27 protein-coding genes and 1 pseudogene are annotated in these 24789 nt (G+C 41.1%); 20 read left to right on the top strand and 8 right to left on the bottom strand.

Annotated features, from left to right (window positions below):
- Positions 1–323: 323 nt before the first annotated feature.
- Positions 324–1217: a DUF6843 domain-containing protein gene (locus tag D0463_RS10770; protein ID WP_117307415.1), complete on the top strand. Its 894-nt coding sequence runs from the start codon at positions 324–326 to the stop codon at positions 1215–1217.
- Positions 1218–1280: 63 nt separating this feature from the next.
- Here the strand turns inward: D0463_RS10770 and D0463_RS10775 are convergent, their stop codons facing one another.
- Positions 1281–3182, bottom strand: a complete 1902-nt coding sequence (locus tag D0463_RS10775) for an AMP-binding protein (protein ID WP_117307437.1) — start codon at positions 3180–3182, stop codon at positions 1281–1283.
- Between the two features lie 219 nt (positions 3183–3401).
- On the opposite strand from D0463_RS10775, the gene D0463_RS10780 reads away from it, so the two are divergent.
- A complete protein-coding gene (locus tag D0463_RS10780) occupies positions 3402–4019 on the top strand; it encodes a VC0807 family protein (protein WP_117307416.1) in 618 nt (205 codons plus the stop codon).
- A 6-nt stretch (positions 4020–4025) separates the two neighbouring features.
- Here D0463_RS10780 and D0463_RS10785 read toward each other — a convergent pair whose 3' ends face one another.
- Positions 4026–5222 carry a TolB family protein gene (locus D0463_RS10785; protein ID WP_117307417.1) on the bottom strand — a complete coding sequence of 399 codons (1197 nt, stop codon included), beginning with the start codon at positions 5220–5222 and terminating at the stop codon, positions 4026–4028.
- Between the two features lie 217 nt (positions 5223–5439).
- On the opposite strand from D0463_RS10785, the gene D0463_RS10790 reads away from it, so the two are divergent.
- The 6 genes from D0463_RS10790 to D0463_RS19405 all read left to right on the top strand — a co-directional run bounded on the left by D0463_RS10790 (position 5440) and on the right by D0463_RS19405 (position 8089).
- Complete coding sequence (locus D0463_RS10790; RefSeq protein WP_117307418.1) at positions 5440–5727, top strand: DUF3219 family protein; 288 nt, start codon at positions 5440–5442, stop codon at positions 5725–5727.
- Between the two features lie 370 nt (positions 5728–6097).
- Complete coding sequence (locus D0463_RS19690; protein WP_216824896.1) at positions 6098–6331, top strand: GNAT family N-acetyltransferase; 234 nt, start codon at positions 6098–6100, stop codon at positions 6329–6331.
- 191 nt (positions 6332–6522) lie between these two features.
- Complete coding sequence (locus D0463_RS19605; RefSeq protein WP_174234316.1) at positions 6523–6696, top strand: hypothetical protein; 174 nt, start codon at positions 6523–6525, stop codon at positions 6694–6696.
- Positions 6697–6832: 136 nt separating this feature from the next.
- Positions 6833–7627, top strand: coding sequence for a type II toxin-antitoxin system SpoIISA family toxin (locus D0463_RS10800; protein WP_160118409.1), 795 nt, complete (start codon positions 6833–6835; stop codon positions 7625–7627).
- Between the two features lie 51 nt (positions 7628–7678).
- Complete coding sequence (locus tag D0463_RS19400) at positions 7679–7855, top strand: hypothetical protein (protein WP_160118410.1); 177 nt, start codon at positions 7679–7681, stop codon at positions 7853–7855.
- 93 nt (positions 7856–7948) lie between these two features.
- The gene (locus tag D0463_RS19405; protein WP_160118411.1) at positions 7949–8089 is read left to right on the top strand and encodes a hypothetical protein; all 141 of its coding nucleotides are present in this window, start codon (positions 7949–7951) and stop codon (positions 8087–8089) included.
- Here D0463_RS19405 and D0463_RS10805 read toward each other — a convergent pair.
- Entirely contained in the window at positions 8086–9159 is a 1074-nt protein-coding gene (locus D0463_RS10805) for a DUF3900 domain-containing protein (RefSeq protein ID WP_117307420.1), read from the bottom strand. The genes D0463_RS19405 and D0463_RS10805 overlap by 4 nt on opposite strands.
- Before the next feature lie 133 nt (positions 9160–9292).
- On the opposite strand from D0463_RS10805, the gene D0463_RS10810 reads away from it, so the two are divergent.
- The 4 genes and pseudogenes from D0463_RS10810 (at position 9293) to D0463_RS10820 (ending at position 12711) form a co-directional block, all read left to right on the top strand.
- Entirely contained in the window at positions 9293–9790 is a 498-nt protein-coding gene (locus tag D0463_RS10810; protein WP_117307421.1) for a metallophosphoesterase family protein, read from the top strand.
- Positions 9791–9973: 183 nt separating this feature from the next.
- Positions 9974–10441: pseudogene (locus tag D0463_RS20420) on the top strand (protoglobin domain-containing protein); the annotation flags it as partial.
- A 261-nt stretch (positions 10442–10702) separates the two neighbouring features.
- Positions 10703–11200 (top strand): methyl-accepting chemotaxis protein, encoded by a 498-nt coding sequence (locus tag D0463_RS20425; protein ID WP_483295733.1) that lies wholly within the window; start codon positions 10703–10705, stop codon positions 11198–11200.
- A gap of 173 nt (positions 11201–11373) precedes the next feature.
- A complete protein-coding gene (locus D0463_RS10820) occupies positions 11374–12711 on the top strand; it encodes an amino acid permease (RefSeq protein WP_117307423.1) in 1338 nt (445 codons plus the stop codon).
- Between the two features lie 5 nt (positions 12712–12716).
- Here the strand turns inward: D0463_RS10820 and D0463_RS10825 are convergent, their stop codons facing one another.
- Complete coding sequence (locus D0463_RS10825; protein ID WP_117307424.1) at positions 12717–13343, bottom strand: LysE family transporter; 627 nt, start codon at positions 13341–13343, stop codon at positions 12717–12719.
- A 414-nt stretch (positions 13344–13757) separates the two neighbouring features.
- Here D0463_RS10825 and D0463_RS10830 point away from each other — a divergent pair, with 414 nt between their 5' ends.
- From D0463_RS10830 to D0463_RS10845, 4 genes are all read left to right on the top strand, one after another.
- Positions 13758–14939 (top strand): iron-containing alcohol dehydrogenase, encoded by a 1182-nt coding sequence (locus D0463_RS10830; protein WP_117307425.1) that lies wholly within the window; start codon positions 13758–13760, stop codon positions 14937–14939.
- A gap of 175 nt (positions 14940–15114) precedes the next feature.
- The gene (locus D0463_RS10835; protein ID WP_117307426.1) at positions 15115–15456 is read left to right on the top strand and encodes a hypothetical protein; all 342 of its coding nucleotides are present in this window, start codon (positions 15115–15117) and stop codon (positions 15454–15456) included.
- Positions 15457–15524: 68 nt separating this feature from the next.
- Positions 15525–15848 (top strand): hypothetical protein, encoded by a 324-nt coding sequence (locus D0463_RS10840; RefSeq protein ID WP_254052771.1) that lies wholly within the window; start codon positions 15525–15527, stop codon positions 15846–15848.
- Positions 15849–16097: 249 nt separating this feature from the next.
- Positions 16098–16337, top strand: coding sequence for a hypothetical protein (locus D0463_RS10845; protein WP_117307428.1), 240 nt, complete (start codon positions 16098–16100; stop codon positions 16335–16337).
- A gap of 270 nt (positions 16338–16607) precedes the next feature.
- Here D0463_RS10845 and D0463_RS10850 read toward each other — a convergent pair whose 3' ends face one another.
- Positions 16608–17108, bottom strand: a complete 501-nt coding sequence (locus tag D0463_RS10850; RefSeq protein ID WP_117307429.1) for a YetF domain-containing protein — start codon at positions 17106–17108, stop codon at positions 16608–16610.
- Positions 17109–17289: 181 nt separating this feature from the next.
- On the opposite strand from D0463_RS10850, the gene glsA reads away from it, so the two are divergent.
- Both glsA and D0463_RS10860 read left to right on the top strand, forming a co-directional pair.
- Positions 17290–18225, top strand: a complete 936-nt coding sequence (glsA, locus tag D0463_RS10855; protein WP_117307430.1) for a glutaminase A — start codon at positions 17290–17292, stop codon at positions 18223–18225.
- Between the two features lie 389 nt (positions 18226–18614).
- Positions 18615–19097 (top strand): C40 family peptidase, encoded by a 483-nt coding sequence (locus D0463_RS10860; protein ID WP_117307431.1) that lies wholly within the window; start codon positions 18615–18617, stop codon positions 19095–19097.
- Positions 19098–19134: 37 nt separating this feature from the next.
- Here the strand turns inward: D0463_RS10860 and D0463_RS10865 are convergent, their stop codons facing one another.
- Complete coding sequence (locus D0463_RS10865) at positions 19135–20289, bottom strand: MGDG synthase family glycosyltransferase (RefSeq protein WP_117307432.1); 1155 nt, start codon at positions 20287–20289, stop codon at positions 19135–19137.
- Between the two features lie 130 nt (positions 20290–20419).
- Between D0463_RS10865 and D0463_RS10870 the strand changes: the two genes are divergently transcribed.
- The gene (locus D0463_RS10870; RefSeq protein ID WP_117307433.1) at positions 20420–21271 is read left to right on the top strand and encodes a metallophosphoesterase; all 852 of its coding nucleotides are present in this window, start codon (positions 20420–20422) and stop codon (positions 21269–21271) included.
- A 29-nt stretch (positions 21272–21300) separates the two neighbouring features.
- On the opposite strand, the gene D0463_RS10875 is transcribed toward D0463_RS10870, so the two are convergent.
- Positions 21301–21861 carry a YkoP family protein gene (locus tag D0463_RS10875; RefSeq protein WP_117307434.1) on the bottom strand — a complete coding sequence of 187 codons (561 nt, stop codon included), beginning with the start codon at positions 21859–21861 and terminating at the stop codon, positions 21301–21303.
- Between the two features lie 418 nt (positions 21862–22279).
- On the opposite strand from D0463_RS10875, the gene D0463_RS10880 reads away from it, so the two are divergent.
- Positions 22280–22999: a hypothetical protein gene (locus D0463_RS10880; protein WP_117307435.1), complete on the top strand. Its 720-nt coding sequence runs from the start codon at positions 22280–22282 to the stop codon at positions 22997–22999.
- Positions 23000–23121: 122 nt separating this feature from the next.
- On the opposite strand, the gene D0463_RS10885 is transcribed toward D0463_RS10880, so the two are convergent.
- Entirely contained in the window at positions 23122–24282 is a 1161-nt protein-coding gene (locus tag D0463_RS10885) for a S1C family serine protease (protein WP_117307436.1), read from the bottom strand.
- Positions 24283–24789 lie beyond the last annotated feature (507 nt).

Below are 24789 nucleotides of genomic sequence, written 5' to 3' on the forward strand. Positions count from 1 at the left end.
GCAGATCTTAGTCGACGTTCCGTTAACTGGCCTGCTTTTCCCGCAGGACGTTGAATCATCATCCATGAATAGGCACCGCACGAGAAAATGCGTATGCATTTTCGAGGAGTCTCGCATATCCTCGCCAATCAACTTTGTTGTAAAAATTAACTGAGATATTACGTTAATCATTATTAAACCACCAGTTATGGTGATGAACCTTATATAAAAAGAACAACCAAAACTTTCCATGCCATAGAGGAGTGGGATGGATGGCTGCATGATGAAATAATTCATATAACAATATACCAATCTCATTCTCTTACTAAAAGGGGCTCTTTTCATTGAAGTCAATCGTTAGGAAGTTAATTTCAGCTTTATTCTCCACACTTATTCTTGGATTTGTATATTTTCTGATAGCGGCAGGATTAGGTGGTTTGAATTCGGCCATTTACACATTAATTGTTTTAATGTATGCATCGGTAGGAAATCTTGTGTACGGCATTCCGGTTTCCTATTTGTCAGATATCCTAACAAAAAAGTTAAATCGCTATCGTTTTATTGCGGCTGCTTTTATACATATTTTCTTTGGGTTTATTACGATCTTTTTTCTCAGTGAACTAACTGTATGGGCGGTTGGTTCAGCTTTGTTATTTTTCCTGATGGATGAGATCCAAAAAATAATGCGAGAAAAATTTGATAAGAAAATCGTTCTTTTAAATGGATTGACCCTGTTAGGCTTTGCTTGCCTGAGCGTATACGGGTCCATGTCCTTCGCAACAGAATTCGAAGAAAAAACAAATGAATATTATATCATCCCTGCGGGTTATACAGGTCAAATTCAAGTTCTCTATAATATTAAATACGCGCCACAACCAGAAAAAATCGGAAACTACAATGTTATCGAAATCAATGAAAAGGGTTACGGAATTACACGGCTGTCCCAGGGTGAAGGCATAATCGAGAACAAATATTTTTATGAAGATAAAGAAGGCAATAAAGAAAAAATCGACGAAAAGTGCATCTATTTGGGTGGTTCCGGTACTACATCAGGGGATGGATATGAGTACTCGTACTCTGATTTTATGGTCACAAACTCCGGGTGTGGAGAGGATTTTATGTTATGGGGGGATGATTCTTTACCTCAAGGATTAACTATAGAAGACATCCTTCTGGAGGAAGGGTTGGCTGAAATTGTTGATGATATGATCGAACCGAAGAGAAATATTCCTCAATAGCAACTTAAAGCCTGCTGCGCGATGTTAAGCAGCAGGCTTTAAGTTGTAAGATTAAAGACTTCTTTAAGATGTTACTGTCCCTTCACCGAGCTTGCTAATTTCCTTGAGCGCTGCAGGGTTTTCAAGAGAAGATACATCCCCGGTCGGCTGATTCAGATAAGCGGCTTTTATTACCCGGCGCATCACCTTTCCGTTCCTTGTCTTTGGGAGCACAGCTATAAAGTGAACTTCCTTCGGCTTCAGGGATTTGCCGAGATGCTTGACGACCAGCTGGTAAAGCTCCTGTTTAAGCGTTTCGTCTGCCTTTATACCCGGCCTTAGGACTGCAAAGCAAACGGCCGCTTCGCCTTTTACCTCATCCGGCACGCCGATTGTTGCCGCTTCAACGACTGATTCATGCTCCACAAGTGCGGATTCCAATTCAGCTGGGCCTAGACGTTTTCCGGCGATATTCAAAATATCATCCGAACGCCCGGTGATCGTCCAAAATCCATCCTCATCCTTGATCACCCAGTCACCATGTACCCATGTGTCATCCCATCTGCTCCAATAGGTGCTTTCATAGCGTTCGTTTTCATTCCAAAACCCGTTTGTCATGCCGACCCATGGCTGTAAGATTACCAGTTCGCCAACCTGATTGATAACTGGGGAGGCATTTTCATCATAGACATGGACGTCCATCCCGGGGATGGGGGAATTGAATGTCACGGAGGATATCGGCTTCAATAACACGTTTCCTAAAATCCCGCCGGAAATTTCCGTACCCCCGGAGTAATTCATGATCGGGATTTGTTTTTTGCCGACTTTTTCAAACAGCCAAACCCAAGGATCTGGATTCCACGGTTCTCCAGTGGAACCGATCGTTCTTAGTGAAGATAAATCGTGCTTATCCACCCAGTCGGTGCCATGCTTCATTAAGCCGCGAATCAGGGTAGGGGAAATACCTAGCTGGGTTACGGAATGCTTTTTTACAAGCTGCCAAAGCCGATCAGGTTCAGGATAATCAGGGGTACCTTCATATAATAGGATGCACGCACCATTGACAAGCCCGCCAAAAACGAGGAACGGCCCCATCATCCAGCCCATATCGGTAAACCAGAAAAAGGTATCGCCTTGCTTAACATCCATACAAATCCCCGCATCAAAAGCGGCTTTCAAGGGGAAGCCAGCATGTGTATGGACGGTTCCTTTCGGTTTGCCGGTCGTCCCTGATGTATATATAAGCATGAAGGGATCATTTGCATTTGTATCAATGTTTTTGAAAGTGCTTTCATTTTTTGTCAGATCAGTCCACTTCATATCACGTTTCGCATCCCATGGCACATCTTGTCCTATTCGTTCGACCACGATGACCTGTTCGATAGCAGGGGACATGGCAACTGCGCGGTCTGCCTCTTCTTTCATCATGATCATTTTGCCGCGGCGATAATAACCATCAGCGGTTATTAATACTTTTGATCCGGCTGCATTGATGCGGGTTGCGACTGCATCGGCTCCATAACCGGAAAAGGCAGGCGAAAATATCGCGCCGATTTTTGCGATGGCTAGTATGGAGATAACGGTTTCGGGAATCATCGGCAAATAAAGTGTCACGACATCCCCTTGTTTGATACCGATTGAGGCAAGGCCGGAGGCTGCTTTAGAAACTTCACGGCTTAGCTGTTCAAAAGTGAAAACGGTCTGCTTTCCGTCATCGCCTTCCCAGATGATCGCGTTAAGGTACTTAGTCTCCTCATTTGCGGCCCACTTATCGACTGCATTCTCGACGATGTTCATCTTCCCGCCGATAAACCATTCCGGATATTTCAAGCTTTTAGACAGATCAATCGTTTTTTCGAAAGGCCGATTCCATGATATATCGAGTTCTTTTACGGCTTCGTTCCAAAACCAGGATATATCCTCAATGGATTTGTCATAAAAAGAATCATAATCGGAAAATCCAAGCTTTGTCATCCATTTATACATTCTCGTTTCTTTTATATATTCTTCCTTAGGAAACCAAACGGCTTTTTGACCTGACAATGAAAGACCTCCCCGATACTAATATAATGTAAGAAGTATTTTTAAGATTAAGACAATTTTATTATAATATAAGGGGAAATAGAATGAAAAGAGACGGAAGACATACGTATAGGATAAGCCTATATAATTTTTGAGTTTTAGAGAAAGAAGGTAAGGGGAGAAATGAAAAAGTATATTATTTTATTGGATCTCTTGTTTTACCTGGTACTCCCGCTGCTTGTTTGGAACGTGGGCAGGGCATATATCGGGGATTATAACTCGATGCTGGTATCCTCTATACCGGGAATTCTCTATAGCATTTACCGTTTTTATGAAATCAGGAAGGTGAATTTTACCGGAATTTTTATCCTTAGCACACTGATTATCGGTACACTTATGGATTTTCTCGCAGGCTCTGCGATGCAGCTGCTTTGGAATAATGTTTTCTTCTCTATTGGCATGGCTGTTTTTTATATGGCAACCATCCTCATAAATCGGCCGGCCGCACTGCTTTTATCGCTGGATCTTGTTGAAATGCGGGGGAACGACCGGTCTATCACGAAGGATATTTTTTATCAAAAACATATTTTTCGGGTCTTTCAAGGCATTACTTTGTTATTTGCCTTTAAAGAAGTTGTTTTTTCAATGATTAGGGTATTTTTAATTCAAAGATATGGGGTAGAGGCGTTCGATCATGGAATTATTTATCGGCAGATCATTAGCTGGATATTTACATTGATAAGTGTATTCGGTTTTATCTACATCGCTAAATCGTTTAATGAAACCCGGACGGTGAGGTAAGCTGCGCTATTTATGAAAAAGGGAATAGCTGCTTACGTTTTTTATCCATGCTTTGGCTCCATACCCTTCCTGGTCGGCTATCCATACATCACTTTTAGAGAAGTCGTTGCTTATCCGAAGCCAAGTGAGTACATGAGCAGTAAAGACAGGCTTTTCATCTCCAAATCCTTTAGGCGGGTCGGTGATTTTCTTTTGCGTTTCGCCGGATAAGGACATTTTATATAGCGAAGGAGATGGGCGCTCTTCAGGATCATTGGACCATTCGGCTTCTTTCACCCGTGAAACGACAAACCGTAGGTCATCGACCCAGGTAAACCCGAAGTCGGCAAACCCGGCCGGTGTCAGCTCCGCTTTTGTAAAGGCCGGGAAATCGGCTGTGTTCAGCTTCTTATTTTTAAAGCCAAAGACTATTCTGCCTCCACCGGCTATATAAGCCAGTATGTTTTTGGTATGTGCCCATTTAGGGGGTGTCACATGGGTAATCACTTCATCGAGAACCGTAAAATCTTTTCCAACGCTTGAAAGGACACAGAGCATATTGCTATCCATCGACCATGAAGCGGTCGGAGAAACAATGAATGACATCCACTTTTGATCCGGCGAAAAGGCAAAATCGCCTGCATTAATCGAGATTATTTTGTTATCTCCTTTTTCCAACGTTTTAGGGATGACAAAGAATTCTTTCACTGGCATATCTAAACTCTGGTGAACAGGTATTTTATAAAGAACCGGATTTGTCCAGCCGTCCGGACGCAAATTAGCGGCAGAAGAAATAATCAATCCTTTTCCATCCGGTTGCCATTCATAATTGTCGACACCACTGGCAACATTCCGGAATCCTTTTAGATCAGATATACTTAATCCTCCACCGTCGTTAAAAGCAATGATGTTTTTGGCAGGCGACCATTTTGGGTTCGAGCCTTGTTCAAAGATTCTTTTGTGCTTCTTGCTTCCCATGTTGTAGACCCATATTTCATGGTGGTAATCCGATACCATTATCTGATAAAGTATCCACTTTCCGTCATGCGACCATTGCGGTGGATATTCAATCTTTCCCTGAGTTGTAATTTGTTGTTCACGTGAATGGATTTTTGTCCAAAGATTACCTTCCCTGATAAAGGCGGCTTGGACATCGTTATCTGCTTGAGTTGCCAAAGGTTGAAGGGAGAACATGAATACAATGACTATGACTATTTTTTTCATTGTGGGCTCCTATTAAAATGGCTTTAGTGTTAATATTTCGTATACTTGTCTGAAAGATGTAAATGCTATTATGGTAAAATTGTGAAAGAGGCACTAAATTATCACTTTCTTATGTTGTGGACTATAATGAATGATGAGTCGTGAAATATCACTTATAAGGACAAATCGACAGCTTCTTCTGTTTTATAAATAGAAGCTCGCTTAGGAGAGATGAGATTTGGTTAACGAAGTCATGTTAGATGAGACAGTGATTAAAGTAACTAACTATCAGGAAGAAGTTGCTGAAAAAACAGGGGCACGCCAAATCAGCTTTGAATTTAAGGTGAAGAGCAGTGAATATCACGATATCACCACATTGCTGTATAAAGGCACATTCGATGTGAAAGTGCCGGAAAAAGAGCTAGCATTCGAGGGAACCATCTTAAATTATTACACATCGGTAACCGACCTTTATAAAGAAAACCAGGTTGGCGACTTCCATCTTGTGCTTGTTGAGAAGATTTAAGTCGTTTTAATGGATAGAGAAAAGGGGACTTCACCTGTGAGTCCCCTTTTTACCTGCGAAAATTGAGTAGAAGGTGAGGCAAATGAAAGTTAACATAAGGGCGGAGCATGTGAATATGTTGCTTCCATAAAAGAAGTAAACGATATACCATTCGGCCAGGAAAATGAATCCAAATTAATTTCGGCGATTCGCAAGTCTGAAGAATTCATTGCTGGGTTTTCGCTGGTAGCTGAAACGGAGGATGGAGAACTGATTGGGCACATTCTTTTCAGCACCATTTATATCGATATGGGCATGGAAAAGGTTCCGACGCTTGGGTTGGCGCGATGGCTGTTAGCCCGAATACCAGAATCAAGGGATGGGCTCAGCTTTGGTTAAAGGAGGTTTGAAGGCCTGCAAAGAAATGGGTTTTGAACATGTCGTTGTTTTCGGACATCCAACTTTTTATCCGAAATTCGGTTTCATCCCCTCGATAGAGAAAGGTATAGAATCTCCTTTCCCTGTGCCGAATGAGGTTTTCATGGTTTGCGAGCTGAAGAATGGATCGTTGAAGGATATAAAAGGGAAGGTTGGCTATCCTCCAGCCTTTGAGAGTGTTGATTAATTTTGTGCTAGTAACGAAGATAGCACAAAATTCGATTTAAGCGAAAGGCAATGGATGAGGGCCTTTCGCTTTTTTAGTATGTTCATTTAATCCACTATTGCGTGTTGAAAAATGCTAAAATTAAGAAATAGATGCTCAAGAATAGGGCTAATAAAGGCAGTGACAAAATATTTATGAAAGGAAGGTGCAGCATGAAAAAATTCGGTTGGATTTTATCAGCGGTAGGAGCGATTTTGATTATAGGCAGTATACTGTATCCTTTAGACCTTGTAGATAGGACGACTTTTCTCGTTATGATATTAGGCGGTGCCGGACTCATGTTTGTTGGGTCGATGATAAGAAGTTTTTCGATGTTGAAGAAATGAAAAAACGTGAGGTGAACATATGATTCACAGAAAGTAGTAAAAATCTATTATTATGACAAAGAGCAAAATAAACTCATTTACAAGAATGAGGATATTCTTGAAAGTTTAGAGAAATGAGATTCTTGAGGGGATGGCTATGTTTCTAAATACATATTTTGGGGTTCTAATAGTATACGTAGTTTTCACATGGTTGTTTGCGATCATTAAGCCATTGAATTATGGAATTTATCTGAAGCTTTTACGGAAAACCTTGTATGTCCTTTTTATTTTGACGCTTGGATTGGGAATCATTTCTGGCAGAGTAGACTTAAATGATTGGCTATTTATTGTGACTGTAACCGCACTTACCGTTTTTATTGATTTATCCGTTTTAATGACGCCAAGCATATTGAAAATTTGGAGAACCGAGTTTCAAAATGGCAGCGAATTTCTTGAAGAGATGATTAAGAAAAATGATAAAATCCAAAAAAGCATGGTTGCGAAAGTAGGATATATGTCCGTCCTGATCCAAAAATCCGATCTATATTTTGAAGATTTGCAAATACCGGAAAATCAACGAGAATATGCGAAGGGTTTAGAAACCTATTTAGAGCAATATAGTGACGAGTTTGGATTAAAGGTCCATATCAGAGAATTCCCAACATTCTTTCATGAAAATGAAAGCGAAATTAAGGATAAAATTAAAACAGAATTGATCAAGATCGACCGTATTCATAATTTCGACTTTAATTATAAAGAGATAGACGAGTATATTGACGCAGTATACAACTCTGAAATCATATCAATGGTTGAAAACGACAGCATGATCATTCCTATTTATTTGGAAAATAGAAATATAATCGTCGTACTGAAAAATGATAAAGGAACGTTATTAGAGGTAGATGGGGTTCATATTGCAAATTTAGTTTATCTATTCGATTCATATAGGTAATTTAGTGGTATAATGGATATATACAAAACAATGGAACAGGAGGGAGTTTTTATGACGACGATAAAAAGAAGCAATAGAACTACAAACAGCAGGCCAGAGTCTTCAGCAAAGAGAAACTCTTCTTCCGGCCATAAAGTGACGCATCTTTCTGAAAAATCAACGAGCAAGCTATCGAAAAAAGTACATGAGTTGAACAAAAAAGCACTCACTTATATATCAAACCAATAAAAGACAAAGTGGACATTTTCACTTTGTCTTTTATTGTATTCTCCCACCGTTTTTTGCATATAATACATAAAACGGCTTAGATGGGGGATCGTTATGTTTTGGAAGAAAAATTCTAAAAACGAGAACGAAAAAGATCACAAGAAAGTTACCGTATACAAAGGTGAAACAAAGATGAGCAAAGAAAATCAGCATGCTTTAAAAATCCTTAAAGCCATTAAGGATAAACTGGTCTAACTACCATCCATACCTTTCTTACGAATTTTCTCGATTACCCGTTGCAATTCATCTGGCTTATGAAACTCAATCGGAGAAACTCCTCTTTCAAACGTAATTGAATCGGCTTCAACGAGGAGAATGTATTTTCCGTTAATTTTGCCTAGATGAATGGTGTCGCCAAAGCTACCGAGCAGTCCTTTGATTTCGGTTTCACCGAGCTTCATCTTTAACTGAGCTTCAGGCGTATGTTCTACAATCTGGGCAACTGCTTCAACTACCTGATTCGTATCAAGGCGTTCACGGATTTCCCGTTTCTCACTCGCTTCCCAGATTTCCAAGTCTTCTTCAAACTGCTTCAGTTCCTCGCTGTTATCCTCGAACGTTTCATACACATGCTCCTGCACCATGTTCATGACCTGGGCTTTCATAATTTCCGGCATCGATTCGCCGTATTCGACGAATTTCAGAAAGTCCTCAAAGTAGCGGGCATGGGAAGCCTGGTGGATTTTCAGTTCACCATCTTCAACCATTCCTTCTTCTGGCATGTATGGGTATTGGATCGATTTCATATTTTTTGTGGTAATCGCCATTTCAACATTCCGAATCAGTGAAGATTCATCGGATATCGATGCAACCTTTGGTTCAAAATCACATTTCATGATAAAGACGAACGGCTCATCAAAATACTTTGTCAGCTTAGCCGCTGCAACTAAAAAGACACCGCCCCGGACGGCACTCGTATCAAGATAGGAGCGAACGAATTGTTCGCTTTCTTCATGGAAGGCTTCCTTCGTTTCGGCAAGACGGACCCGATTGAACAGATTATAATTAGGATTGGAATCAAGCTCATGGCCTTCTTCCACAATAAAGTGGCCGATTTTGGTAGGGACCTGCTCGGCTTTTGGATGGCGGTCGACCTTACGCTTTGAAATTTTCATAAGTTCTCCGTCAAGAAATTCCTTCAACGGGCTGTTTTCGTAATCTCCGGTATCAAGAGTCTGGAAATGCTTAAATCGTTTATCAGCTTGTTCACCTTTGCCGTCGACCTGAATGACATAAAAGGATAAAAATGTAATCGAAAAGTCCATAAAATCCACCTATTTCTAAGAAGTCGCTTCAACCAGTATAGAAAAGGGAATCGTAATCGTCAAATGAATATTATAAGGTTTCTTTGTCCTAATCAGGGTAAAATCCTTAAAAAGACAATGGAGGAGGGGGGCGATGAAAATCGTAATTATTTCTGATACCCATATGCCAAAAATGGCAAAGAAACTCCCGGACAGCCTGGTTGAAGGACTTAAGGGTGCTGACTTGATTATCCATGCCGGAGACTGGCAAACCCTGGATGTATATGATGAGCTCTCACAATACACAACGGTCGAAGGAGTCAGCGGGAATGTCGATGGGACCGATATAAAAGAAAAATTTGGAGAGAAAATCATTTTAGAGCTAAACGGCAAAAGGATCGGCGTTGTCCATGGCCATGGTAAGAAAGGGACGACTGAAAAGAGAGCAATAGATGCATTTAAAGACGAACATATGGACATGATCATCTTTGGCCATTCCCATATACCAGTGAAGAAAGAAATGGATGGGGTTCTCTTATTAAATCCCGGTTCACCGACGGATAAAAGACGTCAGCCCAGGTTTTCTTATGGGCTGATGTACATTACCGATACCATCCATGTTGAACATGTTTTTTATGATAATAAAGGTTAAAAAATTATTTCGGACGCCGATATAATCTCTGTAAGTTATTTTACTATAATTCAAAAAAATGGATTTAGGTTGAACCTACATCTAGAAAAACTTTAGGGGAATGGTGACTGCATGAAAAGCCTTTTAACGAGAAGCAAAAACATCGAGGAAAAAAAGTATGACCAGTTCAGCAATAAGGTACATATGCAATTACAGGATTACCCGGATGTCCAAACCCAAATTAAAATGATTGGTTTGACAAACCGGGATTTATGCATCATCCGGTCCCTCCAGCCTTTGGTGAAGGAACATCTGGAAGTACTTGTGGGAAACTTCTATAAAAATCTTGAACACGAACCTTCATTAATGAGTATCATTACCGACAACAGCACTGTCAATCGGTTAAAAACCACCTTGCATAAGCATATCTATGAGATGTTCAGCGGGCAACTAAATGATGGCTTTATTAAACAGAGAAACATCATCGCCCATGTCCACGTTAGAATCGGATTACAGCCAAAATGGTATTTGGCGGCTTTTCAGGACTTGTTAAACAGCTTAATCGAAACGATAACACCAGCATATCAGGAGATTAAAGAATACCAGGAAGCGGTGCTGGCCGTAACCAAAATCTTAAGCCTGGAACAACAACTCGTCTTAGAGGCTTATGAGCAGGAAAACGAACGGATAAGGCAAATCGCTGAAAATGAAAAAGAAGAACTTAGGAAGAATGTGAACCGGAATGCGGAAGATCTTGCGGCAATCAGTGAACAGACAAGCGCAGGCGCACAAGAAATTGTCGCGAAAATAAATGAAATCCACTCGTTCACAGAAAAAGGATCAGAGGCAGCCCTAAACGCTGAAACCAAATCAAGGGATGGCTCAATGAGGCTGAAGAAGATTGAAGAAGTGATGAAGGGTACACAGCAGAACATGGAGAAGATCTCTGCGGATATGAAACAGTTAACGGATACCTCAAAGCAAATTGATTCCATCGTGGCCATGGTTACTTCGATTGCCGATCAAACGAATTTACTCGCTTTAAACGCTGCCATTGAAGCTGCAAGAGCAGGAGAGCATGGAAAAGGCTTTGCGGTCGTTGCCGGGGAAGTTCGTAAGCTTGCCGAGAACACAAAGGATTCTGTATCCGAAGTATCAAAACTGATCGGCGGCATCAGCAGTTATTCCAGTGCTGTCCATTCATCGATCACTCAAGTGAATGAAGACGTAAAACAAAGTGCGATCGAAACACGGGAGACGAGCGAATTTTTCTCTGAGATCGTCGATTCAATGGGCGGTGTAAAGGAACAAAATGTAAGTATTTCCGGAGAAGTAAATCAATTAAGAGAAATTCTCGAAGGAATCAGCGACGCCATTGAACAGGTCACCGTTTCGTCTGATGAATTAACGAGAATGACGATGGCGTTATAGGTTAATTTTAATGGACCGGCATTTTTGCCGGTTTTTGATTATCAGTTTTTAAAGATATACAGTGAATATCATAACCGGATACCTCGATAAAATTCAGACATCTTACCTGTACATATTCCGCTTCACTTCTCCTAACACTAAGGGAAAATTGTGATTTAGGGGGAGAAAGTGAAATGGCATCCAGAAAAGACCAGGCCTCCGTGTCTGAAAAAGGGAATTTAAAGTGGTGGCAGCTATCACTTTTAGGAGTCGGCTGCATCATCGGAACAGGTTTCTTCCTTGGTACGGGTATCGGAATTAAAACAGCCGGCCCATCGATTCTTATTGCCTTCATTATTGCCGCATTTTCCACTTATGTTGTGTTTGATGCGCTTGCCCGACTAACGGCGGAACATCCAGAAAAAGGTTCTTTTTGCGCATATGCCAATCATGCGTTTGGTAGATGGGCGGGGTTTAGCAACGGCTGGATGTACTGGTCTGCCGAGATATTAATCACGGGTAGCCAGCTTACCGCATTAGGATTATTTACCCGTTTCTGGTTTCCGCATCTGCCATTATGGATGCTGGCAACGGTTTATGCCGTGCTGGGCTTGATTGTCGTTTTCATCGGCACAAATGGTTTTGAAAAGGTAGAAAATGTGATGGCGGTCATTAAAGTGCTCGGTATTCTCATGTTTATCGTAATTGCCGCTTTGGCCTTGTTTGGAATATTTGGGTACCATGGAAAAAAGCCGGATTTGTCATTGGATTTTCAATCGTTTTTTCCTAACGGGATGACAGGGCTTTGGTCTGCTTTAATTTTTGCTTTTTATACCTTTGGCGGAATTGAAATCATGGGCATGATGGCGAACGAGTTAAAGGATCCGAAAGACGGGCCAAAGGCAGGAAAGGTAATGCTTTCGCTTTTGGCAACCATCTATCTCTTAGCGGTCGGGCTCGCTGTCCTGTTAGTCCCCTGGACCAGGTTCAATACGAAAGAAAGCCCATTTGTTATCGCGCTTGCTGATTATCATTTATCGTTCGTGCCGCATGCGTTTAACGCAATCTTGATCATTGCCGGTTTTTCGACGATGGCAGCCTCTTTATTTGCGGTGACGAATCTACTTGTAACGCTGTCCGAAACTGGGGATGCGCCAAAGGTATTCGCCAAAAAAGGCAAATATAAAGTCTCGCTACCTGCGCTTGGAGTGACAGCAGGCGGCCTTGCGTTTTCCATTATCATGTCCTTGCTGTTGCCGGAAAAAATTTATGAACATATTACCACAGCTGCGGGTTTAATGCTTTTATATACATGGACACTAATCTTATTTTCTTTTAAAAAACTGATGAAACTAAAACCAGCAGACAACATCAAAGGGCTAATTAGTCTTCTGTTCATCTGGCTGGCCATCTCGGGAACGCTTTTTGAAAAAACAAGCAGACCGGGCTTATTTATCTCCATCGGATTTCTTGTTATCATTGCTGCTGCGACGTTAATTATGAGCCGAAGATGGAAAACGAGCAAAACATGAAGAAATCAGGAGAAGAAAACCTTTGCCGCCTGAATGCCAAAATAGAAGCCAAACCCTACGAGGGATAAGCCGGAAAGCAATGAAATCATTTTAAGAAGGGAAGGGGTTAAATACTTCCTTGCTATGCTTGCCATGAATGCCATGGATATATCCCAGATGACAATCCCGAGAAAAATGGCCGCGCAAATGAGCAACAGATGATTGAAGTCATATTTTGCAGAGGCATTGGCCATCACCGACCCGAAGATGCCAAGCCAAAAAAGAATGGTAAGTGGGTTCGATATCGACATAAAAAACCCCGAAAAGAATGATTTGGACAAGGACTCTTTATTCCTCATTTCATTTGCTGATAGTTTACCGGCGCTGATCACGCTTTCAATGCCGGTATATGTGAGCACGAAGAAGCCAAACAGCCAGAGGAATGTTTTCATAAAGGGCGTTTCCAGAAAATGAACCACCCCCAGGTAAACGAGCGCCATGTAAATGGCATCAGCCAATGCAGCTCCAAGTCCTAGTATCCAAGCATTCCAAAATCCATTCTTAATTCCTTGGTCTAGCTGGGCTGCATTGATGGGACCGATTGGAGCGGCGAGTGATAATCCTAAAAAAATATAACCGATTAATGCGCTCATTATTTCACCTCATTTAATATGTACGGGTAGTCTCGTACCATCTTATTCAGAAATCACGGGCCGTACTACAAAAATTTGGACAATCGTCTATGAGATTAAATGGTTGTATTTCGCTTTAGCCCATGCTATATTTACGTAGCGATGAGCTAATTTGTGTAAGTCGAAGGACAAGCTTCGTTTGGATGTGGCCAAACGGTCCTTCGCCTCAAAACGCATCAAAGACGCCTGGCTGTTGCCGGGCGTCTTTTTCATAGAGAGGAATGTCTAAAACTTTCCTCTCTGCATAAGGTCAACTACGTGTCTGTCTTCTCCTTAAATCGACGAGTTTTCTTTATACATAACAGGATTTTCACGGAGTTTCTCGAAATAGAAAATAGAGAAAAAGTCTTTCAAGAGGATATGGGAGGTATCGAAATGCCAGTCAACACGTTAGTTTTCAACCCGTTAAGCTATGTAGGATGGGGTGCTTTGCAGCAGCTCGTTCCTGTCGTGAAAAAATATGATGCTGTTAAAATTTTGCTGATCACCGATCCGGCTCTAGAATCGATCGGATTGACAGACAGGGTGAAAATACCGCTCGAAGAAGAGGGATTCGAGGTTACGGTATATACGGACGTAGTACCTGAGCCGCCTCTCGAGGTTGGAGAAAAATTGGTTGCCTACATAAAACAGCAGCAAATTGAATTAGTGATTGGCCTTGGGGGCGGCAGTGCGCTAGATTTGGCAAAGCTTGCTGCGGTATTGGCCGTTCATGATGGCAAAGTCGCTGATTATTTAAACTTATCCGGTACGAAACAAATCAATCAAAAAGGGCTTCCGAAGATTCTGATTCCGACAACGGCAGGCACTGGATCGGAAGTGACGAACATTTCCGTGCTTTCATTGGAAAGCACAAAGGATGTCATTGCCCATGATTATTTACTCGCTGACGCGGCGATTGTCGATCCCGAACTTACGGTTTCCGTACCGGCAAAGGTAACAGCGGCGACAGGAATCGATGCTTTGACACATGCCATCGAAGCTTATGTATCGGTGAACGCGAGCCCGACGACGGAAGGGCTGTCACTTCAGGCTATCCGTCTGATCAGCCGTTCGATTCGAAAAGCGGTCAAGGATGGTAGTGATCAGCAGGCCCGCATCGATATGAGTGAGGGCAGTTACATGGCCGGACTTGCTTTCTTTAATGCGGGAGTTGCCGGTGTTCATGCGCTGGCTTATCCGCTGGGCGGACAATTTCATCTCGCCCATGGTGATTCAAACGCGGTCCTTTTGCCTTATGTAATGGGATACATCCGGAACAGCTGCACGAAAAAGATGGCAGATATTTTGAATGCATTAGGTGGCAATGCCAGCAACCTGTCTGAGGAAGAAGCGAGCATTAGATGTGTGGAAGAGCTGAAAAGAATGGTCGAAGATGTCGGGATACCCGGTACATTAGGAGAATTCGGGATTCCGGAAGAAGCCCTTGAAAAACTGACAGAGGATGGCGCAAAACAAAAACGGCTATTGGCTAGAAGTCCCCAGGAATTAAGAGAAGAAGACATTAGAGCGATCTATCGCTCAGCCTTTGCCGGCAAGGTCGCCCAGCCGCGTTAACACATCTTGCCCCTCAGTAAAAAGGAGGGGCAAGATGTGTTTATAACTAGTATTTCAGGTGTATAAAGTACTACTGGAGAGACTTGAATTGAAGCTGTGATTCAATCATCCGGTCATAAATCTATCATTACATTCATACATTAATAGATATGAAGCGACTAAAGAGGAGAAGCCAATGGACTTAATAAAAAGAAAAATCTTCATGCTACTCATTTTACTGGCAGTTTTAATCGGGTTGTTAATCATTTGGCTGGGTAGTTCGGGCGCGTTTACGCGGGAAGCGGAAGTCGTCGAAAAATATTACTCACCGAACGGAACCGGCAAGGTTACTGGAATCACCTCGAATGAAGTCGTGGAAGTAAAAGCCACCGGTAGCAATCCGACCTGTGCCATGAAATTCAGCAATGATAGGATACTGATTTTGGATTGTGATAAGTATCTTGATTACCAAATTGGAGATAAAGTAGAAATTTCTTATCGCAGAGAGGAAATTACGGAGATACGCGGAAGAGATTAGTCATGAGGTTTAGCAGAAAATGTTCCTATTGTTTCGACAATTATAAGGATTGATATACGGGTTTATACGTGAAACGACATGATTTTAAAGGTGATATGGGATGCAGGGTAAAAATTTCCATTGCATTATTTTCTGAAATCCCCGATAAATATAGTAATACAGTGTTAGGGGGAAATAAGATGTATAAAATAGAAAAAGGATCTATGGAAGAAGTATTAATGATTCTACAGAACATTGGCCTGCAGCTTAATGAATATGAAAAAACAAACACGGTCATCCCTATCGCCACATATAAAGAGTTACTTGAGTTCAGTATTTCAATTGCCAGACGCACTAACGATGTTTCAGATACCATAGACGATATTATTGACACGATAGAAAACAAACTTTAAGTAAAACATAATTCTTGGGAAGCCTGCATACCTATTAATATAAATAGGTAGGAGGCTCCTGGAATGCTTAACCTTAAACAGTTTTTAAATGATCATTCATATACGCTATTATTGATGATAGTTACGTTTATTTTTACTTTCATCTTGATTAACTACTAAAATGAATACAGGTACATTGAATGGTTAAGGTTAAAAACATGAAAGTTCAATCCGATAAATGAAGTAAAGGATTGAATTGAGGTGCTATTTATGGAAACAAAGAGTCATGAATTATTACATGGCTGGACATTAGTTGGCCATAAGTCGTATGATATTTATTGCAATAAAGCAAATTCATACGCAGTCATGGATATGGACAGTGACGTAGTCATGAGGTTTATTACACAGGAAAACGAAATAGAAATCCTGGCAAGCAACTGGGACTTGAATTATAAATTGAATATCGGGTTAAAAACGATAAAAATTCTTACTGATCCAGAAGAAGAATAAGTAAAAAAAACTCGCCGATTGGCAAGCCTGAAGGGCGAAGTCAAAGGCGTAGTTAGGCCCACAGGATAAGAAACGATTTCATCAGCGATACATCACTAGCGCAGGATGCGCTGGCGTCGGTGTAAGACATAAGGACGTGGCAGGTTTTAGCCGACGTTCCGACGTTCCTTGAAAGATTTTCGAGGACGTGGCGCACTTAACCTGTGTTCTGCTTGCTTATCTGCCAAGCATTAAGACATTCAGAAAAGTTGAATGTCTTTTTCTATTTGCCTATTTCTTTTTATCGATATGGATAGTGCCATCTGCTTGCAATTCTGCGTATAAAATTTCATCCATCGATTTTATGCCCTTCATTTGCAACTGGTTAATCAGCCAGGTTTCACTTTTGTTTAGTTCTGCTAGATTCCTCGGAATAGCTTTGCCATCGACGACAAGCTCGGTCGGGAGATACAGGCGGGGAATCGTTTGTATATGAAAATCTTTTCGAATGGTAGACTCATGCTCTTCCTTTTTCAGCACGCTTAGCTGCCCGTTCGGCTCAAGAATCGCATAATCGAAAACAGTCCAGAGACTAAGGCCGGTAACACCATCGATTATTTTGATATCCCTGTGGACAACCATATCTCCTGCGATATTTCCCAGCGCAATTCCTGTTATGTATGTAAAAAAGGTCAGTTGGCTTATCTGCTTCTTACCGAGGATTCGTGTCAGGAAGAGCAATAAGAAGAAACCGATTAAAGTCCGTAATGACGTTGTTAAAATAGATTCCATACTACCCCTCGCGATTCAAAATATCTTTTGCTATTATTCAACAAAAAGTAGATATTTAACCATCTATTCGAAAGGGATTCGACTGAAGATGTTTGCAAACCCTTTCTATAGGAAAAGGTAAATACATAATAGATCATAGTAGTCTTTGGTTAGGACTATCATTAGGCAAAGGATGAGTAAAATGGGATGTAAGTCCAATGACGAATTGCAGCAGCTTGTTGATGAAGCAAAAACCTACACAAAAGAAGGAGAAGTCGCCGATTATATACCAGCTCTTAAAAAAGCGAAGGCAAACGACCTATCGGTGGCGATTTACTATCCGGACGGGAGCGGCTACTGTGCAGGCGATACGAGTGATAAATTGACCCTGCAAAGTATTTCCAAGGTGTTGACCCTTGCCCTTGCTTTAATGGACAGGGGCGAAGATTATGTATTTTCCTATGTTGGAAAGGAGCCAACAGGGGATCCGTTTAATTCGATTGCTAAGCTTGAGACAAATAGACCTTCGAAGCCATTAAACCCGATGATCAATGCCGGTGCTTTGACTGTGACGCATATGATTCAAGGTGGAAGCGTGAACGAGCGGTTCGAGCGGATTTTACAATTTATCCGGGACTTAACCCAAAATAACGGTATCCATTTTAACGAAGAGGTCGCCCGTTCCGAATACAAGACAGCCGACTTGAACCGTTCCCTATGTTACTTTTTAAAGCAGCATAACGTCATTAATGAGGATGTAGAAGAGCTGATCGATTTGTATACTAAACAATGCGCGATTGAAATGGACAGCAATGACTTGGCGCGAATAGGCTGTGTTCTGGCCATGAATGGCAAAGACGTATTAACGGATAAGCAAATCATCCCCGGGAACATTGCGCGCATTTGTAAAACGTTCATGGTTACCTGTGGAATGTATAATGCCTCAGGCGAGTTTGCGATCAACGTTGGAATCCCTGCAAAAAGCGGGGTATCCGGAGGAATCATGGGAGCAGTACCAGGCAAGTGCGGCATTGGGATTTACGGTGCAGCACTCGACGAAAAGGGCAACAGCGTGGCTGGAGTAAAAATTTTGGAAATGATGGCGAAAAAGTATTCTTTAAGTATGTTTAACACATGATAGTTGTTTAAATAAGCGATCCAAGGGCATACTTATATATAAAAGAAGAAGGAGAATGCCCATGATCTGTTCGATTTGCAAGCGAACCAAGGAAATCGAGTATACGTCACCAGAAAACCAATATTGTCATGACTGCTGGTCCGTCTTGTCATCTTCCTATGATTTTTTATCTGATCAAGGAAGAGCGTATTTGTTAAGAAATCCACAGATTCAGGAATAAATCCAGGAGGCTAAAAGCCTTCTTTTTTTGTGCTTTATAGGCATATTCAGACTCTGCGAAATTTAGTTGTTTTTGGTGATGGAAACTCATTAAATTCATGTAACTTTCCCCGCTTATTAAACGTTTAAATTATGTAAGAAAAATTCAAACAATTGTAGGGGGAGTATTCATGGGTGTTTCATTAAGGATTTCAAAATGGTTTGTCATCATTGCAGCAGTGATTACCTTAGCATTCGCATTATTATTCTCACCACTGTCCGACAAAGCCTCAGCAGCCACTTCATCATCCGGTCAGAAAGTTGTTACCTACGGAAATAGCTTAAAAGGCAAACCTTATAAATGGGGAGGAACAACTTCAAAGGGCTTCGATGCTTCAGGATTTACCCAGTATGTATTTAAAAATTCAGCAAAAGTTACTTTGCCGCGAACCTCAAAGGACCAATTTAAAAAAGGGGTAGCCGTTAGCCAAAAGTCCCTGCAACAAGGAGATTTAGTTTTTTATAAAACAGGCGGGAAACAGGTTTCTTTTGTAGGGATTTATGTGGGAAAAGGCCAATTTATTGGCGCTACTTCAACAGGCGTAAAGGTAAATTCGATGTCATTAAAGTATTGGAAGGATAGGTATGCAGGGGCTAAGCGGGTTTTGAAATAACGTAAAAACGTAAATGCATAGTGTAAAGGAGCCGACTTTAGGTCCGCTCCTTTTTACTTTCCAATAAATCCAAAACGATTTTTGAAGGTGCTTCTGTGGCAAGTTGCTGATGATAGGTGGAGATTCGGCTTTGGTAATCATCAAGACGAACGCTGTCTTGAAAAAAGCTGGATAGCCAGTCATTTAACGAGAATTCCTCATCTTTCCACTGCTTTAAAGGAAAGATGACTCCCAATTCTTCAAGTGTTTCCAAATTGATTTCCTCTTGTCCGGGCAAAGCATGGTAAATAAAAATAGGTTTTCGTTTAAAAAGACATTCGCTTATTGTCACCCCGCCCGGTTTTGTAACAACGGCGTCCATCTGATCATATAGTTCATTTATTTCTTCTTTGGATTCGATATATTTTAAAGGAGTGACGTTGTTTTTATCCAGGCTTTTCAGGTGGCTATATAATCTTTCATTGGTGCCACATAGTACATAAAAATGAATCGTACTATCCGCCTTTATTTTGTTCACTAATTCTTCTATCGTTCCAGCCCCGAGATTCCCTCCCGTAATCAGAATGTTTAACGGAATGGCTTGCTTCAGGCGATTTTCAGGCTTATTAAGCTTGTTAATTTTATGATGAATGGGGATGCCTGTTACAAAAATCCGATCCTCATGGATCCCTTTCTGCTTTAAATATTCTTTCATCTGAAGCGAGGTAACGAAATGATAGTCGATATGCTGAACACCCCAGAAACGATGAATGAAATAGTCTGTATAGGTATTGATAACCGGAATCATGAGCCCTTCCTTTTCCTTTAAATGATTTAACATATAAGATGGCAGCGCGTGAGTACAAATGATGAAATCAGGCTGCTTCTCCTTCAACAATCTCCTCATAAAAGGCAAAAAAAGAACTTCATATAGTCTATAGCGCTTGTTTTCTTCCAGGTTTTTATAGACCGATTTCCGGTAAATCAGGCTGTACAGTGCCGGAAAGGCATGAATCCATTTGATGTATATATTCGATACCAGTGACTCGATTTTTCCAAAGCTGTACGAAAGAATATCCAGCTTTTCACATTGGATATCCGGACGATTTTGTTGTATCCCCTCCATTAAGGCTTTGGCAACTTGATGGTGCCCTGAAGGGATTTGCAAAAATGGTAAAAATAAGATGGATTTGTTTACGGTCTTTTCCTTCATCGCGACAGCTCCAAGTATGACTGCTTTTTCTGTTATTTTTTCTTGTTTTGGACGAGACATTCATTCCATTAATTACCGGAAGGATTAAGGGCTTTTTTTATGTATAATTGTAGCTGGAGGTGTTTTGTACATGATCCTTTTTTTATCCGCAGTTTTATTGATAGCATTTTATTATTTAATAAATAGAGCCTATAAAAACACAAAGGATATCATCATTAACCGCATTCAAATAAACCACGATCAAACAAACGAACATGCCCCTATTTTAAATATCCTTCAGCTTTCCGATCTGCATCTGGAAAACATCTCAATTTCCCCTATTGAGCTCTATGAGAAAGTAAAAGATGAAAAGATTGACTTGATTGCCATTACCGGGGATTTCCTCGATCGTAAACGTTCAATTCCGAGGCTTGTGCCGTATCTAGAGGCGCTTAACCAATTGGATGTTAAATACGGAAAATATGCGGTCTTTGGCAATCACGATTACGTGCTCAGGAAAGAAGATTTACAAGTACTACAAGAAACGCTTGAACAATACGATTTTAAAGTAATGAAAAACGAGAACAGCATCATTGACGTCCAAGGCATGCCGGTTAATATCATTGGCGTGGATGATTTCAGTACAGGGCGAAGCGATCTTTTGGATGCTTATAAAGGGATAGGACATGGGATGAACCTTGTCCTAACCCATGATCCAAACCTCGTTCTGGACATGAAGCCATATCATTTTGATTACTTGATGGCGGGCCACTTTCATGGCGGCCAAATATGTTATCCAAAGGCATATCACCTTGTCAAAATGGGGAAGCTTGTCCGAATGAATATGATTAAAGGCATGCACATCCATGATGAAAAGCCTTTTTATATTAATGAAGGATTAGGTCAAACCGGAGTAAATATCCGGGTTGGAAGCAGACCTGAAATAACGTTGCATCAATTGTCATTGCCAGCAACCGAGAGTAAATCATTATATGCGATGTAGGACTGTTATCCGTAGCGGTCCTTTTTTGCTTAAATTTTATACAGTTTTGTTAATGTATCCTTGGACATAAACAAATAACTGGGAGAGCTCTGTTTTACCATATTCCTGATGCTTGAATTAGTAGGAGACAGCCACATGATCGGTAAAAAAGTAATCAATTTGACCCTTTTGTATACAGGGTGAGAAATATCGACCACTTCAAACCCTAATCGATCACAGACTTTATTTAAAGTGGTGATTCCCACGATTCCTTTGATTTGATTCGAAGACTCGTGGTTACGGATAAAAGCTTCAATTCCGGGTAATGACCTTTGGACACTTTGATAAATGATTTTTCCTTTCTTTAATTCACTGTTTATATGCTTTAATTCATTCAGCAATCTAGCATTGTGTAAATGAATTTTGACCAAGGTATCATTCTTTTTAATATGGGTGCCATCTGAAAGGGAGACATCCTTTCCTTTATAGCAGGTAAGGCGTACCCTGAAAATATTTTGAAATGATTCTTTCTCTGGAAGATAAGTAAGCCGAGTGCAGCTAAAATACAATGGATCTAAAAAACTCCAAAGTGATAATAAATACCCTTTCATATGTCAACGTCTTTTTTTAAAATTATCAAGGTTGTTAAAGGCAACGATTATAATTTCAGCCTATTACGAGCTAATTATGACTGTGAATTGTTACCTGAAAGATTAATCGTCGAAGGACCATGATCACATAAATAAATGGTCAAGATCAATAATAAGAAAAAAGGATTCTAAAGGGGCTTCACAGATGGCTGAACTTCCGGAAGTCGAACGCTACCGAATGTGTTGAGCGAACAATTAAATTATGCCTGCGAAAACCAGCCATGTAAAAGATGCGGCAGATTGTTGTGGAGGTGTTCATATCTTCACGCCGGTCATATTTTTGCCCAGGTTGCCAGGAGTAAAGATACACAGAATCACCCACAACGTTTGCCCTTGTCCACCACGGGAATAGAATGGAAAAAGGGAAGGGGTGAACAAAGTGCTAGAATGGCTGAGTTTTTTATTCGCGGTAGGTTTAACGATCGTTCACCTATCCTCTAGATACATGAAATCATTTAGTTCCATGCCACGAAAGAAGCTGCTTTCGGTAGCGGGTGGAATTTCAGTCGCCTATGTGTTTGTCCATATTTTACCTGAATTGCATAAGCATCAAGAGGAGTTGAATGACTCAGGCAACGCTTTGAAATTTTTTGAAAACCATGTGTATGTAATCTCCATGCTGGGGCTTGCTGTATTTTATGGGCTGGAAATAATGGTGAGAAAGTCAAGAAAACGCAAAGATGTCGGAACGGAAGCGGGTATCTTCTGGATTCATATATTGGTTTTTTGCTTGTATAACGCATTAATTGGATACTTGTTAATTAGAGGGGGAGGCAAAGATTTCACAGATTTGTTTTTATACTTCTTCGCCCTTTCTGTCCACTTTATATCAAATGACCATGGCCTGCGCAAATCACATGAACAGATATATGACCAATATGGACGCTGGTTGCTTTCTGTTTCTGTCCTTGTTGGTTGGGGGATAGGGGCGATAATGGCGATAAATGAGCAAACCATTGGTCTCTTATTTGCTTTTCTCGCAGGAAGCATTGTGTTGAATGTTTTAAAAGAGGAGCTCCCGGAGGAAAGGGAGAGCAATTATTGGGCATTTTGCTCCGGACTATTGATCTATACTGTTTTATTGGTTTTTGTCGTTTGAGGGATCACGTCATATTAGTGTTGAGCCTTAAATAGAAAATGAATCACAACGAGAGCTAGCCAACTGAGGCTAGCTCTCGTTGTGATTCGTGCCTATTTATGATTAATCATATTTCGTTTTGCCTATAGTTGCAGGGTTGTCGTTCTTTTTTCTCCGCCCCTGTAGTAGGTGACTTCCACTTCATCACCGATTTCCTTTTCGGTATAAAGATATTTACGGAGTTGACTGGCATTGTTGATATCTTGATCATCCAAACGGGTTATCACATCAAACTGCCTTAAACCCGCCTGCCCTGCCGGTGAAGAAGGTTCTACTTCTCTGATTACGACACCACTTTTTACATTTCCAGGCAAATTCAACGTCTGTTCATAATATTGAGAAGGAATTTCTGAAAGCGAAATCGGGAAAATGCCAATCTGGGGACGCCGTACCTCGCCATGCTCTTCAAGGTCCTGAAGGATTGGTTTTGCAATATCAACCGGGATTGCAAAGCCGATTCCTTCGACCGCTTCGAGGGCAATTTTGGATGAATTGATCCCAATCAGTTCTCCTTGTAAATCAATGAGGGCTCCGCCGCTATTACCCGGATTGATCGATGCATCGGTTTGGATCACTTCGGATTCCCAATCGACGCTCCCATTTTCATCGACATCCACCGGCATCGTGCGTTCAGCGGCACTAACCACGCCGGTCGTCACGGTCCCCTGTAAAAAACCAAGCGGATTTCCGATCGCAATAACCGTCTCCCCTGGTTTCAAGTCATCTGATTTCCCCATTTTAATGAAGCTATCAATTTTCTCCGCATCCACTTCCAGGACGGCAAGATCCAATAAAGGATCTGAGCCCATCAGTTCTGCAGGTATTTTTTCCTGATTGCTTAAGCTGATTTCGATCTGGCTGGCCCCGGCAATAACATGGTGGTTCGTAACGACATAAGCTTTATCGTTTTCCTTTTTATAAATCACCCCTGAACCGGACCCGGCCTGAGTACGTTCGGATCCTTCCCAAATATCGCCGCCTCTGTAATTGAAGACACTCACGACCGAATCCATGCTTTGTTCAACGGCACCGGTGACAGATGGGGTTCCGTTGTTTCCTTCTTCAGCACTGGCGTTGGTCGCCGCTGTCTTGTCAGTTGCCTGCTGATCCGTTTCCTCGTCGAAAAGCGACATACCCAAGAAAATAATCAACGCACCAATGACAGCACCTATAAATGCGGCCGTCATTATTTTTCTATTGCCGCTTTTTCTTTTGTTGCGATCATCCCGCTCAAATTCACTCATACATTCATACAATCCTTTCTGTCAGCCTTCTGTTTTCGATTGAAGACCTTATTCATTATGGAACGTTTAATCTTTAAATAACCCAAACTTTTTTGGATAAACATGATAAGGCGATAATTCTCCTTTATATAGTCATTCCCCTTATTCATTTGTTTAGGGTGCTTAAGAATGATTGTAGTATCTTAGAATAAAGGGGTATTACATGTCAAAGGGCATTGGAACTGTATTCAGAAATTAGAGCGTAGTGAAGGTATGGAATTTGGTTCATAAACATCTTCCGAAACATTCGGAAGGGGATATCATCAAAATTTCCCTCTATTATGTACAAAGACATCGAAACATGTAGTTATATTGTTAGTTACGAGTTATTCAGAACCCAATTACGAATACTTGCCAGACAAGCATCCGTAACTACCTTCTGAGGTATTCGGAAGGCAATGATTTTTTCTAATGGCTCTGTTAAACGATAATGTTGTTTTTGGGAAGGGAATCTGCGAGACTCCTCGA

It is taken from the genome of Bacillus sp. V59.32b (assembly GCF_003429085.1).
In the GTDB taxonomy this organism is placed as follows: Bacteria; Bacillota; Bacilli; order Bacillales; family DSM-1321; genus Peribacillus.

What these genes read in the sequence shown, in the direction of transcription:
- D0463_RS10775 (WP_117307437.1), bottom strand. Translation starts at nt 3,182, where the DNA reads ATGTATAAATGGATGACAAAGCTTGGATTTTCCGATTATGATTCTTTT.
- D0463_RS10780 (WP_117307416.1), top strand. Translation starts at nt 3,402, where the DNA reads ATGAAAAAGTATATTATTTTATTGGATCTCTTGTTTTACCTGGTACTC.
- D0463_RS10785 (WP_117307417.1), bottom strand. Translation starts at nt 5,222, where the DNA reads ATGAAAAAAATAGTCATAGTCATTGTATTCATGTTCTCCCTTCAACCT.
- D0463_RS19605 (WP_174234316.1), top strand. Translation starts at nt 6,523, where the DNA reads ATGAAAAAATTCGGTTGGATTTTATCAGCGGTAGGAGCGATTTTGATT.
- D0463_RS10800 (WP_160118409.1), top strand. Translation starts at nt 6,833, where the DNA reads ATGTTTCTAAATACATATTTTGGGGTTCTAATAGTATACGTAGTTTTC.
- D0463_RS19400 (WP_160118410.1), top strand. Translation starts at nt 7,679, where the DNA reads ATGACGACGATAAAAAGAAGCAATAGAACTACAAACAGCAGGCCAGAG.
- D0463_RS19405 (WP_160118411.1), top strand. Translation starts at nt 7,949, where the DNA reads ATGTTTTGGAAGAAAAATTCTAAAAACGAGAACGAAAAAGATCACAAG.
- D0463_RS10805 (WP_117307420.1), bottom strand. Translation starts at nt 9,159, where the DNA reads ATGGACTTTTCGATTACATTTTTATCCTTTTATGTCATTCAGGTCGAC.
- D0463_RS10810 (WP_117307421.1), top strand. Translation starts at nt 9,293, where the DNA reads ATGAAAATCGTAATTATTTCTGATACCCATATGCCAAAAATGGCAAAG.
- D0463_RS20425 (WP_483295733.1), top strand. Translation starts at nt 10,703, where the DNA reads ATGGAGAAGATCTCTGCGGATATGAAACAGTTAACGGATACCTCAAAG.
- D0463_RS10820 (WP_117307423.1), top strand. Translation starts at nt 11,374, where the DNA reads ATGGCATCCAGAAAAGACCAGGCCTCCGTGTCTGAAAAAGGGAATTTA.
- D0463_RS10825 (WP_117307424.1), bottom strand. Translation starts at nt 13,343, where the DNA reads ATGAGCGCATTAATCGGTTATATTTTTTTAGGATTATCACTCGCCGCT.
- D0463_RS10830 (WP_117307425.1), top strand. Translation starts at nt 13,758, where the DNA reads ATGCCAGTCAACACGTTAGTTTTCAACCCGTTAAGCTATGTAGGATGG.
- D0463_RS10835 (WP_117307426.1), top strand. Translation starts at nt 15,115, where the DNA reads ATGGACTTAATAAAAAGAAAAATCTTCATGCTACTCATTTTACTGGCA.
- D0463_RS10845 (WP_117307428.1), top strand. Translation starts at nt 16,098, where the DNA reads ATGGAAACAAAGAGTCATGAATTATTACATGGCTGGACATTAGTTGGC.
- D0463_RS10850 (WP_117307429.1), bottom strand. Translation starts at nt 17,108, where the DNA reads ATGGAATCTATTTTAACAACGTCATTACGGACTTTAATCGGTTTCTTC.
- glsA (WP_117307430.1), top strand. Translation starts at nt 17,290, where the DNA reads ATGGGATGTAAGTCCAATGACGAATTGCAGCAGCTTGTTGATGAAGCA.
- D0463_RS10860 (WP_117307431.1), top strand. Translation starts at nt 18,615, where the DNA reads ATGGGTGTTTCATTAAGGATTTCAAAATGGTTTGTCATCATTGCAGCA.
- D0463_RS10865 (WP_117307432.1), bottom strand. Translation starts at nt 20,289, where the DNA reads ATGAAGGAAAAGACCGTAAACAAATCCATCTTATTTTTACCATTTTTG.
- D0463_RS10870 (WP_117307433.1), top strand. Translation starts at nt 20,420, where the DNA reads ATGATCCTTTTTTTATCCGCAGTTTTATTGATAGCATTTTATTATTTA.
- D0463_RS10875 (WP_117307434.1), bottom strand. Translation starts at nt 21,861, where the DNA reads ATGAAAGGGTATTTATTATCACTTTGGAGTTTTTTAGATCCATTGTAT.
- D0463_RS10885 (WP_117307436.1), bottom strand. Translation starts at nt 24,282, where the DNA reads ATGAGTGAATTTGAGCGGGATGATCGCAACAAAAGAAAAAGCGGCAAT.